Genomic DNA, 16,784 nt, shown 5'->3' with positions numbered 1-16,784 from the left:
TTTGTCTTTTTGTCGTTTTTCATATTTTCGTTGAGCTAAATCAAAATCATAGTTACCACTGCGTAAATCACAATTACGTTTTAGCTCTCGTGTTAAAACTGACTTATCTTTTTTAATAACTATTGCTATTTCGCTTTTACTGAAATTCTGCTCTAATAATACACTAATAGTATACCTTTGTTCACTGGTTAAATGGCTCATTATTTACAACTTTGGTCAGGAGTAAATAAAGACAATTTATTCCATTCGAAGGAGAGGACTTTAATGTCCTTTCTTTTGAAAAAATTATCCTATCTTTTTTCCTGAGAGTTGCATTAACTAATTGAATCTAGTCATATAAAATTTTGCTTTTGATTATATTAGTATTTTAAAATATGCTAACTTTATGCATTACAATGACTTAGAACTAGACTCCAATGAAGAAGTTTTAAACTCAAAGAAATAGATCGGTTATTATAAAAAGAGAGCAGTAACTAATATAGCCGTACTCTCAGATTATGGTACTGTAGTATTAGCAAAAAACCAATTAACCAACAAAATTATGAAGAATTCAATTCAATTAGTTGTCACTTGTGCCTTATTAATAACAGCTGTGACTCATGCGCAATGGTCGTCTAGCGAAAAATTTAAAGGAAATGGAAAAATAAGTACTCAAACGAGAACAACCGCCTCTTATGATGCCATTGTAGTTACCGGTTTTTTTGATGTAGAATTAGTATCAGGAAAAGAAGGAGGTATAACGGTAAAAGGAGAAGAAAATTTATTGTCTTTAATTAAAGTTGAAGTTATAGATCAGCAATTAAAAATTTATACCAAAAAAAACGCCTACGTCAGCACCAGCAAGGGGAAGCAAATAGTTATTACTGTACCTGTGGAAAGTATTAATATGATTTCTTTAACCGGTTCTGGAAATATCACCTCTAAAAGCCGCATCCAATCAAATTCATTTTCGGCTAAATTAATTGGGTCAGGTGACATGAAATTAGAATTAGAATCAAATGATATTGAGGTTAATTTAAGCGGTTCTGGAGACCTAAAGCTAGCTGGAGTAACAGAAAATTTAACTAGTAATCTAAATGGTTCCGGCGACATAGACGCCAACAATTTGAAAGCTAAAAACGTTAATGCAACTGTTTCCGGATCTGGAGACACCTCTGTTTTCTGTTCACTAAGTATTTATGCTAGAGTTTTAGGTTCAGGTGCTATTGAATATACTGGTGATCCATCGAAAAAAGATACGAAGGTTAACGGTTCAGGAGCTATTTCAAAGTCCTAATTCTGTTTTAATTATTTTATTAATAAGGTGTTTTATGGATTTAAAACACCTTTTTTTGGAACCCTATTTAATAAAATTACACCTAGAACGAAAAATAATCCCAAAAATACAATTGCTAAACGTGGACTTCCCGTTATTTGGTCAATTATTCCATAAACAAGCATTCCTATTACAATTCCAATTTTTTCTGCAACATCATAAAAACTAAAAAAAGAGGCTGTATCGTCTGTTTTAGGTAATAATTTTGAATAAGTAGAACGGGATAATGATTGAATGCCTCCCATTACGAGCCCTACAAAACCTGCCATAATGTAGAATTCTAACGGCTTGGTAATAAAATAAGCACCAGCGCAAAGTAAAACCCAAAAACAATTTATACTAATCAAAGTAGGAATATTTCCAAATTTTGCTGAAGCTCGTGACGTTAAAACAGCTCCTAAAACAGCTACTAATTGGATCAATAAAATACAAATAATTAGGCCGACGGTCCCTTCCTCTTTAGAAGACCAATTTATTTCCTGAGCTCCAAAATAGGTAGCTACTAACATTAAAGTTTGTACCGCCATACTAGAAACAAAAAAACTTCCTAAATAGCGCTTTAATGGGATATTCACATTTAATAATAGCCAGACTTTCTTCAACTCTTTAAAGCCATTGTAAACGACATGATGCGTTACTTTACGGTCACTATTTTTATTTCCTTTTGGCAAAAAATAATACGAGTATTGACTGAATAAAACCCACCAAACACCTACCATTACAAAGGAATATCGCATGGCTTTCATAGCTGCTTCACCATCAGTCCCAGAAATCCCAAAAAGCTTTGGTTTCATAATCATCGCTAAATTGATAATCAATAAAATAACACTTCCAACATATCCCAACGAATATCCTTTGGCACTAATTTTATCTTGCTGCTCTACAAAAGCAATATCTGGCAAATAAGAATTATAAAAAACTAAACTGCCCCAATAACCAATCAATCCAAAAAAATAAAACACTAAACCAACGTAGATATGTTCTAGATTAAACCAGTACAATCCCATGCAAGATAATGCTCCTAAATAACAAAAGAATTTCATAAATGCTTTTTTATTCCCTACGTAATCTGCAATTCCAGATAATAACGGAGAGATAATAGCCACCACCAAAAATGCTGTCGCAGTAACAAAACTAATTAAAGCTGAATTTTTTAGATGCAAGCCAAAAACATCAATGTAATGATCTTGCTCGGAAAACAGGGCTTCATAAAAAATTGGAAACACTGCAGATGCAATAGTTAGTGTATAAACGGAATTTGCCCAATCATAAAAAGCCCAAGCATTTAATAATTTTTTACTCCCTTTTTCTAAATCTGCCATCTTAATTTAATTTATGCTGCGAATTTATTTAATTTTTATTGATAAAATCCAAAAAACAACTTTATTTGATAGTAACAAATTGCGTCATAATTACAATGTATTTTAAAGTCGCAAAATAGTATAACAAAAAAGGCTACTCTCACATGAGAATAGCCACTTTCGATGTTCGATAAAGAACACTATAATTTAAAATTGTTATTTATAGATAATACCCACTTTGGTTGCTAAAGCTTTAGCCTCTGGAATCAAAGCTTTTAAATTAGCTATTCTAGTCGCATCAGAAGGGTGCGTACTCATAAATTCTGGCGGTGCTTGTCCAGAAGATTGAGCAGCCATTCTAGACCAAAAAGTAATTGATTCGTCTGGATTATACCCTGCAATTGCCATTAAAGTGAGTCCAATTTTATCTGCTTCTGTCTCGTGATTTCTGCTAAAAGGTAGCATTACACCAAACTGAGAACCCAAACCATAAGCTTGACCCCATATTTGTTGAGTTTGTTCACTTTTACCTCCAGTTGCTACTGATACTCCTACAGCTCCTAATTGTTGCAATTGAGATGCACTCATACGTTGTGCCCCATGATTTGCTAAGGCGTGAGAAACTTCATGTCCCATTACAGTTGCTAAACCTGAATCATTCACTGTTACTGGTAAAATCCCTGAATAAACAACAATTTTTCCTCCTGGCATACACCAAGCATTTACTTCTTTATTATCAATCAATTTGTATTCCCATCGGTAGTCCGCTAAATATTGTGATTGACCTAAAAAAATTAAATATTTTTCTGCAGCAGCCTTAATTCGCATCCCAACTGCTTCCACTTTTCTAGCATCTGCAGTTCCGGTAATTACTTTATTTTCCTTTAAAAAAGTACCGTATTGTTGAAATGATGTTGGAAACAACGCAGTGTTTGAAACAATATTAAAATTTTTTTTCCCTGTAATTGGGTTAGTAGCACAAGAATAAACCAATCCTGCCGCAAAAATCCCTATTAATAAATGCTTTTTCATAATTATAAATATTAAATATTTAACAAAAATACACGTATTCTAAAGTTTAATATTTACATAATTAAATATAAAAGTTTCAACTTTATTGTTATTCTCCAATGATATGTAATGTTGTAAACTCCTTATCAACAATTAAATAGCTGTCATTTTCTAAAGTAATGCTGTCAAACGGGACTTCTACATTATCGATTTCGATTGTTTTTACCTTAAATGGTAATCCAATAAGATTTATTTTGTACTTAGAATAATTCGTATCGTATTTTCCTTCTTTATGCAATTGAATGATTAGTTCATTTTCTCTTCCGGTTGCTTGAAATGACAAAAAACTATAGCGTCCTTTTTTGTAGTCATACCCATCTTGAGCATCCTCATACACTACTGATTTTTCTTTACCTTCTTTATAATAAATATCTAAAGTCAATTCATCAAATTCTAATTCGCCTACATATTGTTGCACTGGATATTTAGGAATAATTGCTCCCGCTTTTACAAAAATCGGAATCTGATCAAATTTAGTGTCTACCCAAATCTCTTTTCCTCCTTTTACTTCTTCATTTGTCCAATAATTATACCACTGTCCACGAGGAATATACATTCTACGTCCCAAAGAATTGGGTTCTAAAATGGGACAAACTAGTATTTGATTTCCAAAAACAAATTCATCATTTCTGTAATGGGTTTGAATATCTTCCTGATCATAATAAACCAATGGTTTGAGCATAGGAATTCCTTCCTCAATATACTGCCAAAACATGGTATACAAATAAGGCAATAATTGATATCTCAAATTTACAAATTTTCTAGTAATATCGATAACTTCTTCGTCAAAAGCCCATGGCTCTTGGTCCCCGTGATCTCCAGAAGAGTGTGTTCTACAAAATGGATGAAAAACGCCCAATTGAATCCAGCGTGCGTACAATTCCCCTGAAGGTTGCTCCGCAAATCCCCCAATATCAGATCCTGTAAAACTCATTCCTGAAATTGACATGCGTTGTACCTGAATATTTGCTATCCACAAATGTTCCCAAGTGGCCACATTATCTCCAGTCCATGAGGACGTGTAGCGCTGCGCACCCGCATAAGCTGATCGTGTAATTACAAAAGGTCTTTTAGGATATGCAAATCGTTTCACGCCGTGATACGTTGCTCTGGCCATTTGCGTACCATAAATATTATGTGCTTTTCTATGACTACACGGATTTCCATCGTAATCGTGGCGCACATCCATAGGGAATGTTTTATTTGGTACCTCCATAACGGCAGGTTCGTTCATATCGTTCCACACTCCTTTTACCCCAATCTCCGAAATTAATTCTTTGAATAAACCTGCCCACCATTCTCTTACTGCAGGATTTGTATAATCCGGAAAGTTACATTCTCCGGGCCAAACTTTTCCTTTCATGTAAGGACCATCGGCCCGTTTACAAAAGAAGTCTTTCTCTAAAGCTTCTTTATAAATAGAGTATTCTTTGTCAATTTTTATACCTGGATCTATGATAACCACCGTTTTAAAACCATCTTCAGCCAGTTCAGCTACCATTCTTTTAGGGTCGGGGAAATATTCTTTGTTCCAAGTAAAACATCGAAACCCTTCCATATAGTCAATATCTAAATAAAGTGCATCACACGGTATTTTTAATTCCCTAAATTTTGCTGCAACTTCCTTTAAATTACTTTCTGGATAATAACTCCATTTACATTGATGATATCCAAGTGCCCACAGCGGTGGTAATTCCGGTTTACCCGTTAAATGTGTATAGGTTGTAACCACATCTTGCATTTCAGGACCATAAATGAAGTAATAATTCATTTCGCCTCCTTCAGCCCAAAAACTGGTCACGTTTCTTCTTTCATGACAAAAGTCAAAATAGGTTCGGAACGTATTATCAAAGAAAATACCGTAAGATTTCTTATTTTGCAAGCCGATATAAAAGGGAACAACTTTGTATAATGGCTCTTGATCCTTTTGAAATGCATATTGATCTGTAGCAAAATTCTCCAGTCTTTTTCCTTTCAAGTTTAACTGGGTCGCTTTATCGCCAAGTCCATAAAAACATTCCCCATCTTTAGAAGATTTACTCATTTTTACGATGTTTCCACCGTATTCATAACTTTCCTCCCAATGAAAACCCAATTCATCTTCTAAAATAATGTTTTCATCCAAATCATAAATAGAAAGTCTCATGTCTATTTTTTGAATTCGGCATTGTACTTTACTAGTTTTTATTTGATAATAATCTTCTGTTTCAGCAACTTCCAAAAAATTATAGCCATGAGAATGACTTTTATCAACTGCGTAAGAAAAATCATTGCTGAAATACCCCTTTGTGGTAAATCTAAAGCGGATTAAACTATCTCTTAATACCGTAACTTTTAATATAACACTATTATCAGTATGAAAACATATTGAATCGACTTCATGTTCAAAAGCAACTATCTTAGTAGGATATAAATCTCCTTTGTATTCTAATTCTGTATTTGTAATCATTTTTTATGATATTATTTTTATTCAAAATTGGATTTTCAAAAATACAAAATTACTTAGTAAGCCTATGTATATCTGATGTTTATTAACGAAAACGTTGTAGTTATTTAACCAGTAAATTTAGAGATTAAGAGCAATTTTTATGTTTTTAAAAAAACGAATTTAAAATGGTATTAAGGGTTGGAATTCGAATTCCTTTTTCCCGTTTTACTTACCGTAATTGGTTATAATATACATTTAAAAAATACTAATTTCATTTCCGACATTATAGTTTTTTGGATTAACGTTTCAGAGAAGTCATTTTGGCTCTTTTGCGAATTTCATTTGACTAATTAGTTTCGCTTTGAAATAGGGAATAATCTCTTGACCGGCTTTTAATTCCAGTATAATACAATCTTCCACAAACAAATTGTCTCTCAAAAAGGCTATTAAATTTAAATTTTTATTACTAAAATCGAATACAGCTTCAGGAGAAAAATTAATAGTTCTCCAGTTAATTCGTGGGCCAAACATTTATAATAAATACTTTCTTTTAAACCAAGTCCAAGATTCTAGTGAACTTCAATATGCCTCATTATCTCTAGAGGTCTTTGTTAAAAAAAAACTTCTATTTATCTTTAGACCTCTTCGTTTTATGAAATTTTAAATACAGTAACACTCAAAGGAGCTAAAAGCAGCTCTGCCGAGTAATCTCTTCCGTCATAAGGCATCGCATCAATTATTATTTTTTTAGAATTAGAAACTCCGCTACCTCCATATTTTGCAGCATCACTATTGAAAATTTCTGTTAGGTTTCCTTTCTTGGGTAAACCAATTCGGTAATTAGGACGCACTACTTGAGTAAAATTGCACACTACAATCACATTGTCTTTTGGTTCATTCCCTTTTCGAATGAAAGACATAACCGCATTTTGATGATCTGAATAATTGATCCATTCAAAACCTTCAGGACTGAACTGCTTTTCGTGTAATGCAGGTAGCGTTTTATAGAGTTTATTCAAATCTGTAATTAATTTTTTTACTCCCTCATGATGCGAGTATTGCAATAAGTGCCAATCCAGACTTGTTTCAAAATTCCATTCGTTGCTTTGCCCAAATTCGCAACCCATAAACAACAATTTAGTTCCGGGATGCATAAACATATAGCCGTATAATAATCTTAGATTTGCAAATTTTTGCCATTCGTCTCCTGGCATTCTTCCTGCAATTGATTTTTTTCCATATACTACTTCGTCATGTGAAAGCGGCAACATAAAATTTTCTGAAAATGTGTAGGTCATCGAGAAAGTCAAGTCATTTTGATGGTATTTTCTATATACGGTTTCTTTTTGAAAATATTCTAAAGTATCGTGCATCCAGCCCATCATCCATTTCATTCCAAATCCTAATCCCCCAACAGATGTAGGTCTAGAAACCATAGGAAAAGAAGTACTCTCTTCCGCAATGGTTTGAACGCCTTCAAAATTAGAATAAACGGCTTCATTAAATTCTTTCAGAAAACTTATCGTGTCCAAATTCTCTCTACCTCCATAAATATTTGGCTCCCACTCGCCATCATTTCTGGAATAATCCAAATATAGCATTGAGGCAACGGCATCAACACGAAGCGCATCCGCATGATAATATTGTAACCAAAATAAAGCGTTACTTATTAGAAAAGAACGAACTTCATTTCGACCATAATTAAAAACTAAACTTTTCCAATCGGGATGATAGCCTTTTCTACGATCTGGATGTTCAAAAAGATTAGATCCATCAAAAAATCCTAAACCATGCGCATCATCAGGAAAATGAGAAGGAACCCAGTCGAGAATTACACCAATTCCAGCTTCATGTAATTTATCAACCAAGAACATAAATTCTTGTGGGTTTCCAAAACGAGAAGTTGGCGCAAAATAACCCACTAATTGATATCCCCAAGACGGATCATAAGGATATTCCATAACAGGCATAAACTCCACGTGAGTAAAGCCCGTTTCTTTTATATAATTTACTAAATCTTCTGCAAATTCTAAGTACGTCAAAAATCGATTATCCTCAGCATGACGTTTCCAAGAACCTAAATGAACCTCATAAACAGAATAAGGTTTGTCTAAACCATTGTGGTTTTTTCGCGTTTCCATCCAGGCTGTGTCCTTCCATTTGTAATCTAAATCCCAAACTACTGATGCCGTATGAGGTGGCTTTTCACAATAAAAAGCAAATGGATCTGCCTTCTCTGTGACCGTTCCTCCATTATTAGATTGGATAATATATTTGTAGGTTGTACCCTTTGAAATTGTTGGAATAAATCCTTCCCAAATTCCAGAAGAATCCCAACGAACTTCCAACAAATGCTCTCCTTGTGTCCAAAAATTGAAATCTCCAACAACAGAGACGGAATGCGCCGTAGGAGCCCAAACCGCAAAATATACTCCCTCAACGTTATCAACTGTTACAAGATGTGCACCTAATTTTTCGTACAAACGGAAATGTTTTCCTGCTTTAAACAAATCAATGTCAAAATCGGTAAAAAGGGAATGCGAGATAACTTTACTCATATAGCAATTTTATGCTTCTACCTTATATAAAGCAGAATATTAATTTTTAAAAAAAAGTTTTAATTTACTTAATGATATAATTATCTGGTATAATTGCTCCTTTTTTGATAACTACAATTCCATCTTTAATGGCGTACAATTCATTTGTAAAATCTTCTAAATGACTGCCTCCGTTAATATAAACATCATTACCAATTCTACAATTTTTATCTACAAGCGCATTATTTATAAAACATCTTTCTCCAATACCTACTAGTTGCCGTCCATTTTTAAGATCTTCATTCATATCATCAATATTCTGATAGAAGTCATTACCCATGATATAACAATTTTGAATAATAGTTCCATCTCCTACTCTCGAGCGGATTCCTATTACAGAATGATTTATTTCTTTAGCATTCAAAATACAGCCTTCGGAAATTAATGATTTATCAACAATAGTTTTTTGAAATTTTGAAGGAGGCAACAATCTTGGCCTAGTAAAAATTTTATTGTCGTTATCAAATAAATTAAATTTTGGTAAGTCTTCTGTAAGTCCAATATTCGCTTCAAAAAAGGAATCGATATTACCAATATCAGTCCAATATCCTTCGTACTGATAACTTAATATTTTTTTATGTCCAACTGCCTGAGGGATAATTTCTTTACCAAAATCTTTGGTGTCTTTATTTGACATAATATCCACTAACAATTTTTTGTTGAAGATGTAGATACCCATTGAAGCTAAGTAATGTTTTCCTTCACTCTTCATTTGTTCACTTACATCAGACTCCCAATCAGGCAACAATTCTTTAGCTGGTTTTTCGATAAAGGATTCGATACAACTTTCGGAGTTTGTTTTTAGTATTCCAAATTCAGGTGCATCTTTAGCATTAACTGGTAAAGTAGCAATGGTAATATCTGCTTCTCGTTTGATATGCTCTTCAACCATGTCATTAAAATCCATTTGATACAATTGATCTCCAGAAAGAATCAAAGCATAATCAAAATCATGGTTTAAAAAATGGGGCATGCATTGTCTCACAGCATCAGCTGTACCCTGAAACCACGTTGGATTATCAGGAGTTTGTTCTGCTGCAAGAATATCAACAAAGGCATGGCTAAAAATACTAAAATTATAGGTGTTTTTTATGTGCGCATTCAGTGAAGCAGAGTTGAATTGTGTCAAAACAAACATTCGGTAGATATCTGAATTCATACAATTTGAGATCGGAATATCGACTAATCTGTATTTTCCTCCTATTGGCACAGCCGGTTTAGACCTTGATTCAGTCAACGGATATAATCTGGAACCTTGTCCTCCACCTAAAATAATTGCAATTACATTTTTCTTTTTAGCTTTCATTTCTTGTTAATTATTTGTTTGTACATTTCTATATATTCTTGGCAAACACGTTCCCAAGAATGGTCCGTATTCATTCCTATTTTTCTAATTTTATTCAAATGTTGTTTGTCTTCATATAAATATATAGCCCTTTGTATCGAATAACATATATCTCCCACACTTGCCTGATCATGGCAAATACCATTTCCATCATCACCAAAATCTACTACAGTATCTTTCAAACCTCCAGTTCTTCTAACAATTGGAATAGTGCCATATCTAAGTGAATACATTTGGTTCAAACCACATGGTTCTACTCTGGAAGGCATTAATAAAAAATCAGAACCGGCATAAATCAAGTGTGCTAATTCTTCATTGTAACCAATGAATGTATTGTAATAACCTTTATAATCTTGTAATAAACTATTCAATTGCTTTTCAATAGTTGTGTTTCCAGACCCTAATATCAAAATATTAATTTGTTGGAAATTCTCAGATAATGCTAACGCTGCAGCATGTGGTAATAAATCACCTCCTTTTTCTTCTAATAATCTTCCAATAAAACTAAAAATAGGCTTTGTTGGATCTAAATTAAAAAGGCTGCACAATTTTTCTTTATTTTCTTGTTTCCCTTTTTCGAAATTTTTAATAGAATAGTTTTTTTCAAGCATACTATCAGTGTCGGGATCCCATACCTCGATATCGATTCCATTTAAAATTCCTTTGGATTTGTAGCGAACTAAATTAAATAAAGATTCTAATCCATTTGAAGAATAATTTATTTCGTTTAGATAACTTGGCGAAACAGTAGTAACGGCCCAAGCACACTTGATAGCTACAGCTAATGAATTAATACAATTATCCCATTCTAAAACGTTCACATGAACCAAATCAAATTCAGGTAAATAGTATATTTTATCAAAACCAAACTGTCCTTGATATAAGCCATTATGAATCGTAATCATTGATGGTATATTGTGTAGTTTTTCATACTTATTACAATACAACATCATAAAAGGAATCAAACCAGTGTGATGGTCATGACAATTAATTACATCAGGAACGTCTTCTCTTCCTATTATCCAGTCTAAAGTGGCGATTTGAAAAGACAAGAAGCGTTCTATATCGTCTTGATACCCGTAAACCTCTTTTCTATCAAACAATTCTGGAATTTCTACGAGGTACAATTCAAAACCTAATTTATCCGTTTTTTCTTTAAGAATATTAAATGGAAAATTAAAATTACCTAACTTTACATGCCCCCAATGAACACATTCAAAATGGTTTTCTTTTTTGAATTTGGTATCATAACAAGGCATCACAACTCGAACTAAATTGTCTGCATTATTTTGATATTTTGGCAATGCACCAACAACATCAGCTAAACCGCCTACTTTTGCAACAGGATAACACTCTGCACTGATATGAAATATTTCCATATATTAATTTTTGCTTTATTTATTATTTGTTAGAAAGAAGCTTCAATGACTATATTTACTAGTATTACCTAGAAGTATTCAATCTGTTTTTATGTTAATACCAATTAAAACCTTTTAAAAAATACTACATTTATGTTTTTCTAAATTTAGTGAAAAAAATATAAAATAGTAACCCGCTTGAAAATTTATCATAATGACAAAAAAAAGTTCTATTCATACACAATCGTTGAAAATTCCTAAGATTATTTTATTAACCAGTAAATTAATCTCTTTTATCTCACCAAAACTGATTACTTTATTTGCCGCTAAATTGTTTACTACGCCTATAAAACACAAAATTCCAAAAAGAGAATTAGAAATGGATCGCACAAGTATCCAAAAACTGATTTCTATTCCTGCAATTAATAAACAAGTAGTTGTATATGAATATGGTAAAAGTGCAAAGAAGATTTTGCTTGTCCACGGTTGGTCTGGACGTGGAACTCAGTTGTTCAAAATAGCCGATGAACTTTTAAATAATGGTTATTCCACCATAAGTTTTGATGCTCCAGCACATGGAAAATCCCCTGGAAAAACTACTATTATGGTCGATTTTATTGCTACAATTTTAGAAATTGAAAAGCAATTTGGGCCCTTTGAGGTAGCAATTGGTCATTCTTTGGGTGGAATGTCTGTTTTGAATGCCATAAAACAAGGATTAACCGTGCAACATGCCGTAGTAATTGGCAGCGGTGATATTGTAGAAGATATTATAGATGATTTTATAGCGAAACTACAACTAAAAGCAAGTATAAGCAAGCATTTACGAATGCATTTCGAAAAAAAATATAGAGAAAAAATGAATGATTATTCTGCGTTTCTAGCAGCTAAAGAAACCAGTATTCCGGTGCTGGTAATCCATGACAATGATGATCCAGAAGTTCCTGTAAAAGCAGGAAAACATATTTATGAACACCTTAAAAATGGAGAGTTGCTTTTAACGGACGGATTAGGACACCGAAAAATTCTCGGTAATCCTAAAGTAATGGAAAGAATAATTCAATTCATCAAAAACAATTAACTAAATTGCATTGAGCTAGATGCGGTTTAATTTTGAACAACTTTATAGTACATCATAAAATAATAATTTTAAAAAAATTCGTACATCATGAAATATCCTATAGAAAAAACAGAGCAGGAATGGAAAGAACAATTAGGTGAAGAACGATATAGAATCCTTCGTCAAAAAGGAACTGAATATCCACACACCGGAACATATAATTTGAATTATGAAAAAGGTACCTACTGCTGTGGCGCCTGTGGCGAGCCATTATTTGAAAGTAATTCTAAGTTTGATGCACATTGTGGTTGGCCTTCTTTTGATGAATCCATACCTGGAAAAGTACAGTACATTTCGGATGTGACACACGGAATGAAACGCACTGAAATCCTATGCGCTAATTGCGGAAGTCATCTCGGACATGTTTTTGATGATGGCCCTACCAAAACAGGTCAGCGCTATTGCGTTAACTCTTTATCAGTGGACTTTAAAGAATAAAAGTCAAGATTAATTTATCAATTTTATAGTGACGCAGCAATTAACTCTAAACTTTGTTTAAATGTCAATTTTAAAAACAGAAGTAAAGCTGTAAATCATTTGAAACTTGCTTAATCCAAAAATTGGTCAGATGAATATAAATAAAAAGAGCAAAAAGTAATTCGCTTTTTGCTCTTTTATATCTTTTTATATAAGAATTAATTATAGAAAAGAAGCTTTAAGGGCTGGTTTAAAGCGTTTTTTTGATGCTTGTTCGTAGGCGTAACCTAACCCGATTAATTCGCCCTCCTGGTAAGGAGTTCCAAAAAAAGACAATCCAACAGGTAAGTCATAAGCTTGACCACAAGGAACTGTAATATGTGGAAAGCCACTAATTGCTGCTGGAGAAGTTAAGGAATATCCACCCCAACGATCCCCATAAATCACATCAATACTGCAAGCTGGTCCCATTGTAATTCCACTTATAGCATCTAGCTTATTTGCTTTAAAAACAGCATCCAAAATACGTTTACTTCCCTCAAAACTTTGGTTGAGTGCCTCTAAATATTTTTTATCTTCCAATCCCTTTTTGGCATTTGAACTCTCCAATGTCTCTTGTTTAAAGTAAGGCATTGCTTTATCTTCATTCTTATTATTAAAATCAATAACCTCTTTTAAATTTTTAACTTTTGCATTGGCTTTAGCCAAATAGTTATTCAATCCATTTTTAAATTCATACTGCAAAACTTCAAATTCAGCTTCACCAAAAGCATTAATTTTATCTATATAATCAATTTCAACTATGATTGCACCTTGCTGTTTTAGCACGCTGATAGCATTATCTAAAAGTGCATTTATATATTTATTATTACCCTGTGGTTTTTTCTCTATACCAATACGCTTCCCTTTTAAAGCATTTATATCTAAAAATAGCGTATAATCCTTATGATTTTTTCCATTACTTTCAAGAGTTATAGCATCATCCTGGTCAATGGCTGCAATGGCTCCAAGTAAAATAGCTGCATCAGTTACTGTCCTAGCCATTGGACCTGCTGTATCTTGTGTTTTTGAAATTGGGATAATTCCAGATCGACTTACTAAACCAACAGTTGGCTTAATACCAACAATTCCATTAACTGAAGCGGGACAAACAATCGAACCATCCGTTTCTGTCCCTATCGCTACCATGCAAAGGTTAGCTGACACTGCAGCACCTGAACCCGCACTAGAACCGCAGGGATTATGATCTAAAATATAAGGATTTTTAGTTTGGCCACCCCTACTACTCCATCCCGAACTGGATTGCGTAGAACGAAAATTAGCCCACTCGCTCAAATTTGTTTTTCCTATAATAATAGCTCCTGACTCTCTAAGTTTTTTAACTACAAAAGCATCTTTTGATGCAATATTACCAACCATTGCAAGAGATCCTGCTGTGGTTTGCATTTTATCAGCGGTGTCTATATTGTCTTTTATTAAAACTGGAATACCATGTAAAGGACCTCTACTTTTGCCTGCTTTGATCTCCTTATCCATTGCCACAGCAATGGCAATGGCATCAGGATTGATTTCAATAACTGAATTCAATTGAGCACCATTTTTATCAACAGTTTCAATACGTTTTAAGTACAATTGGACTAATTGCTCCGAAGTGTATTTTCCAGAAGCTAATTTCTCTCCCAGACTAGCGATAGTTTCTTCTTCCAGTTCAAAGTTTGTATCAATTACGTTAGCGGGTTCCAACTCTTGGTCTTTTTTAGTGCTTGATGTGCAACCTGTAATTATAAGTGTGGTAAGACCTGCAGACGCTAAAGTTGCAGTGGTTAAAAAAGATCTTCTTTTCATAAATAATGTAGTTTGTTTTGGTAAAATAGGTTGCCACTAAAGTACTTTATATAAATGAATTTCTCTACTACAGTACTAAATTATTATTAGGTCGCTAAAAAATAATAAACAAAGAGGATTTATCTAGAAGTATACTGTAAGGTAACAGGTAAGTTAAAACATGCATTTACATAAATCATACTAATAAATCATCAAAAAAAGTAAACCTTTAAAACCATTTTACAATCCGTTCAATGCCATCATCCGCTTGTTTTAATTTTGTTAAGGCTAATTTCAAATCTATGCCGTACATAACAATATTGTTACTATTACGCAACCAATCTTCCATTTTTTTCATTCCTTTAGCTTTATTAATTGAGATAAGAGTAACAGCCACATTTTCAACACAGTTGACGACTAAGGCAATTTGTTCATCAGTTAAGATAGATTTGTACCTCGTATGAATTTCTTCTGAAGATCGAATGTGTTCGTATTCGTAAGCATCCCCTACTATAAGTTCCTTTCCAGTGTAAGCATCATAATAATGTGCCTTGGTCAGTCCCTTGGATTTTCCACTTGCTAAAGCCATAACATGCATCGCTGCTTTTACTCGATTAAAAACTCGGTCAATTTCTACTCTACAATACGGTCGATTTGGGTCTAACATAGATTTTAAATTTAGAATGGCTACTATTCATAAAGTGACAAAGTTGAAGTCAAATTTTAAAATAGTATATATCTTATTTTTTACTGTTTTAAATGATTAGCCAAACCTATAAATAATTAAAAAATATTCCTTACGGAATTCCGTAAACGAGCTATTTAATTTAAAAAAAATAATCTTTAAAAACTATCGATTAAATACATCAATAAAAATAAAAAAAGCCCTTACCACAGGATAAGAGCTTTCAAAATTTATATTTTAAATTCTAAAAAAATAATCACATGGTAACGGTTGTTCCGTCAATTTCAATCATTTCAATTTTAATGGGATCAACATTAGCTGGCTGTAATAAAAGAATTCGCACTCGACCCAATGCAATTCCTCTTGAAACATGTAATTTAGATTGTTTACGAGTATTTAAACCTTTTCCATTATCAATTATTATACATTCTAAAATTTTACTTTCCAGTATTTCAAAAGAATTTTTAAATTTTAGAAATGGATGTGATTCATCAAAAGCATGAACAAAAACATTTTCTACAAAAGGTTGAAGCAACATTGGATCAACTTCTAAAGTTGCCTCATCAATCAACGGATCAATATAATTTCACAACTAATACCACCTATAAAATCGCATATTTTCTATAAAATATAACTTTTTAAATATTCAACTTTGTCCTTAATTATGATGGTTTGTTTAACAGATTTTTTTAAATTTTTCGCATCAAGACTAGCCAAATGGCATGAGAAAGTAAATCAATCAGGGTTTAAATCTTTCAATACGATCTCTAGATCCATAATGAATCATTACCAAACAATATTGAACTATTTTCATAATAGAAGCACAAATGCCTCAGCGGAATCATTCAATGCCAAAATAAAAGCATTTAGAAGTCAATTCAGGGGTATCAGAAACGTTGAATTTTTCCTTCTTAGGCTAACTAATATTTATGCGTAATTTTTGCTACTCCACAGGTTTTGGGATTGATCCGATTAATCCCCGATTGATCCCCGATTGATCCCAGTTTTGTTCTTAATTCTGTGATCAACGCGGCATAGCTACCAAACAAAAAATCCTCATCAAATAAATGATGAGGATTTTTCAAAGAAAGGCGACGACATACTCTCCCACATAACTGCAGTACCATCTGCGCAGGCGGGCTTAACTACTCTGTTCGGGATGGGAAGAGGTGAGCCCCGCCGCAATAACCACCTTAAGAGGTTATAATTGCTTTGGGCAATTACTGTAATGTTGTTTATTGTTGTATAAACATCAATTACATAATATCTTAACATACTGAGATAAAGAAAATAAAAAGTTTGAGAAAGTTTCTTCCCCGGGTT

The 16,784-nt window shown here is 33.1% G+C and carries 15 protein-coding genes and 1 rRNA gene; 4 read left to right on the top strand and 12 right to left on the bottom strand.

The window, feature by feature from the left end; translation table 11 throughout:
* A partial coding sequence (locus BLS90_RS16295) for a helix-turn-helix domain-containing protein (protein ID WP_139171473.1) occupies nucleotides 1-201 on the bottom strand: 201 nt, incomplete at its 3' end.
* Nucleotides 202-541: 340 nt separating this feature from the next.
* Here BLS90_RS16295 and BLS90_RS16290 point away from each other — a divergent pair.
* Nucleotides 542-1,276, top strand: coding sequence for a head GIN domain-containing protein (locus tag BLS90_RS16290; protein WP_091259509.1), 735 nt, complete (start codon nucleotides 542-544; stop codon nucleotides 1,274-1,276).
* A 32-nt stretch (nucleotides 1,277-1,308) separates the two neighbouring features.
* Here the strand turns inward: BLS90_RS16290 and BLS90_RS16285 are convergent, their stop codons facing one another.
* From BLS90_RS16285 to BLS90_RS16255, 7 genes are all read right to left on the bottom strand, one after another.
* Nucleotides 1,309-2,637: an MFS transporter gene (locus tag BLS90_RS16285; protein WP_091259507.1), complete on the bottom strand. Its 1,329-nt coding sequence runs from the start codon at nucleotides 2,635-2,637 to the stop codon at nucleotides 1,309-1,311.
* Nucleotides 2,638-2,832: 195 nt separating this feature from the next.
* Nucleotides 2,833-3,648: a M48 family metallopeptidase gene (locus tag BLS90_RS16280; protein WP_091259506.1), complete on the bottom strand. Its 816-nt coding sequence runs from the start codon at nucleotides 3,646-3,648 to the stop codon at nucleotides 2,833-2,835.
* Nucleotides 3,649-3,736: 88 nt separating this feature from the next.
* A complete protein-coding gene (locus tag BLS90_RS16275) occupies nucleotides 3,737-6,136 on the bottom strand; it encodes a glycoside hydrolase family 31 protein (RefSeq protein WP_091259505.1) in 2,400 nt (799 codons plus the stop codon).
* A 294-nt stretch (nucleotides 6,137-6,430) separates the two neighbouring features.
* Entirely contained in the window at nucleotides 6,431-6,646 is a 216-nt protein-coding gene (locus BLS90_RS17390; protein ID WP_091259504.1) for a GxxExxY protein, read from the bottom strand.
* 119 nt (nucleotides 6,647-6,765) lie between these two features.
* Complete coding sequence (gene glgB / locus BLS90_RS16265; RefSeq protein WP_091259503.1) at nucleotides 6,766-8,673, bottom strand: 1,4-alpha-glucan branching protein GlgB; 1,908 nt, start codon at nucleotides 8,671-8,673, stop codon at nucleotides 6,766-6,768.
* A 64-nt stretch (nucleotides 8,674-8,737) separates the two neighbouring features.
* The gene (locus BLS90_RS16260) at nucleotides 8,738-10,018 is read right to left on the bottom strand and encodes a glucose-1-phosphate adenylyltransferase (RefSeq protein ID WP_091259501.1); all 1,281 of its coding nucleotides are present in this window, start codon (nucleotides 10,016-10,018) and stop codon (nucleotides 8,738-8,740) included.
* Nucleotides 10,015-11,436 (bottom strand): glycogen synthase, encoded by a 1,422-nt coding sequence (locus BLS90_RS16255; protein WP_091259499.1) that lies wholly within the window; start codon nucleotides 11,434-11,436, stop codon nucleotides 10,015-10,017. The genes BLS90_RS16260 and BLS90_RS16255 overlap by 4 nt, the downstream gene beginning before the upstream one ends.
* A 193-nt stretch (nucleotides 11,437-11,629) precedes the next feature.
* Here BLS90_RS16255 and BLS90_RS16250 point away from each other — a divergent pair, with 193 nt between their 5' ends.
* Both BLS90_RS16250 and msrB read left to right on the top strand, forming a co-directional pair.
* The gene (locus tag BLS90_RS16250; protein WP_091259497.1) at nucleotides 11,630-12,496 is read left to right on the top strand and encodes an alpha/beta fold hydrolase; all 867 of its coding nucleotides are present in this window, start codon (nucleotides 11,630-11,632) and stop codon (nucleotides 12,494-12,496) included.
* Between the two features lie 87 nt (nucleotides 12,497-12,583).
* Nucleotides 12,584-12,973 (top strand): peptide-methionine (R)-S-oxide reductase MsrB, encoded by a 390-nt coding sequence (msrB, locus tag BLS90_RS16245; protein WP_091259495.1) that lies wholly within the window; start codon nucleotides 12,584-12,586, stop codon nucleotides 12,971-12,973.
* A gap of 201 nt (nucleotides 12,974-13,174) precedes the next feature.
* On the opposite strand, the gene BLS90_RS16240 is transcribed toward msrB, so the two are convergent.
* The 3 genes from BLS90_RS16240 to BLS90_RS16230 form a co-directional block, all read right to left on the bottom strand.
* On the bottom strand, nucleotides 13,175-14,797 hold the full coding sequence (locus BLS90_RS16240) for an amidase (protein WP_091259494.1): 1,623 nt from the start codon (nucleotides 14,795-14,797) through the stop codon (nucleotides 13,175-13,177).
* Nucleotides 14,798-15,005: 208 nt separating this feature from the next.
* The gene (locus tag BLS90_RS16235) at nucleotides 15,006-15,443 is read right to left on the bottom strand and encodes a hypothetical protein (RefSeq protein WP_091259491.1); all 438 of its coding nucleotides are present in this window, start codon (nucleotides 15,441-15,443) and stop codon (nucleotides 15,006-15,008) included.
* A gap of 274 nt (nucleotides 15,444-15,717) precedes the next feature.
* Nucleotides 15,718-16,032: a LytS family sensor histidine kinase gene (locus BLS90_RS16230; protein WP_091259489.1), complete on the bottom strand. Its 315-nt coding sequence runs from the start codon at nucleotides 16,030-16,032 to the stop codon at nucleotides 15,718-15,720.
* Nucleotides 16,033-16,125: 93 nt separating this feature from the next.
* Here BLS90_RS16230 and BLS90_RS16225 point away from each other — a divergent pair, with 93 nt between their 5' ends.
* Nucleotides 16,126-16,398 carry a transposase gene (locus BLS90_RS16225; protein WP_317039427.1) on the top strand — a complete coding sequence of 91 codons (273 nt, stop codon included), beginning with the start codon at nucleotides 16,126-16,128 and terminating at the stop codon, nucleotides 16,396-16,398.
* Nucleotides 16,399-16,547: 149 nt separating this feature from the next.
* Here the strand turns inward: BLS90_RS16225 and rrf are convergent.
* Nucleotides 16,548-16,657, bottom strand: a 5S ribosomal RNA gene (gene rrf / locus BLS90_RS16220).
* Nucleotides 16,658-16,784: the final 127 nt, after the last annotated feature.

It is taken from the genome of Flavobacterium omnivorum, assembly GCF_900099915.1.
Lineage (GTDB): Bacteria > Bacteroidota > Bacteroidia > Flavobacteriales > Flavobacteriaceae > Flavobacterium > Flavobacterium omnivorum.
This window is presented reverse-complemented; position numbering and strand designations above follow the sequence as displayed.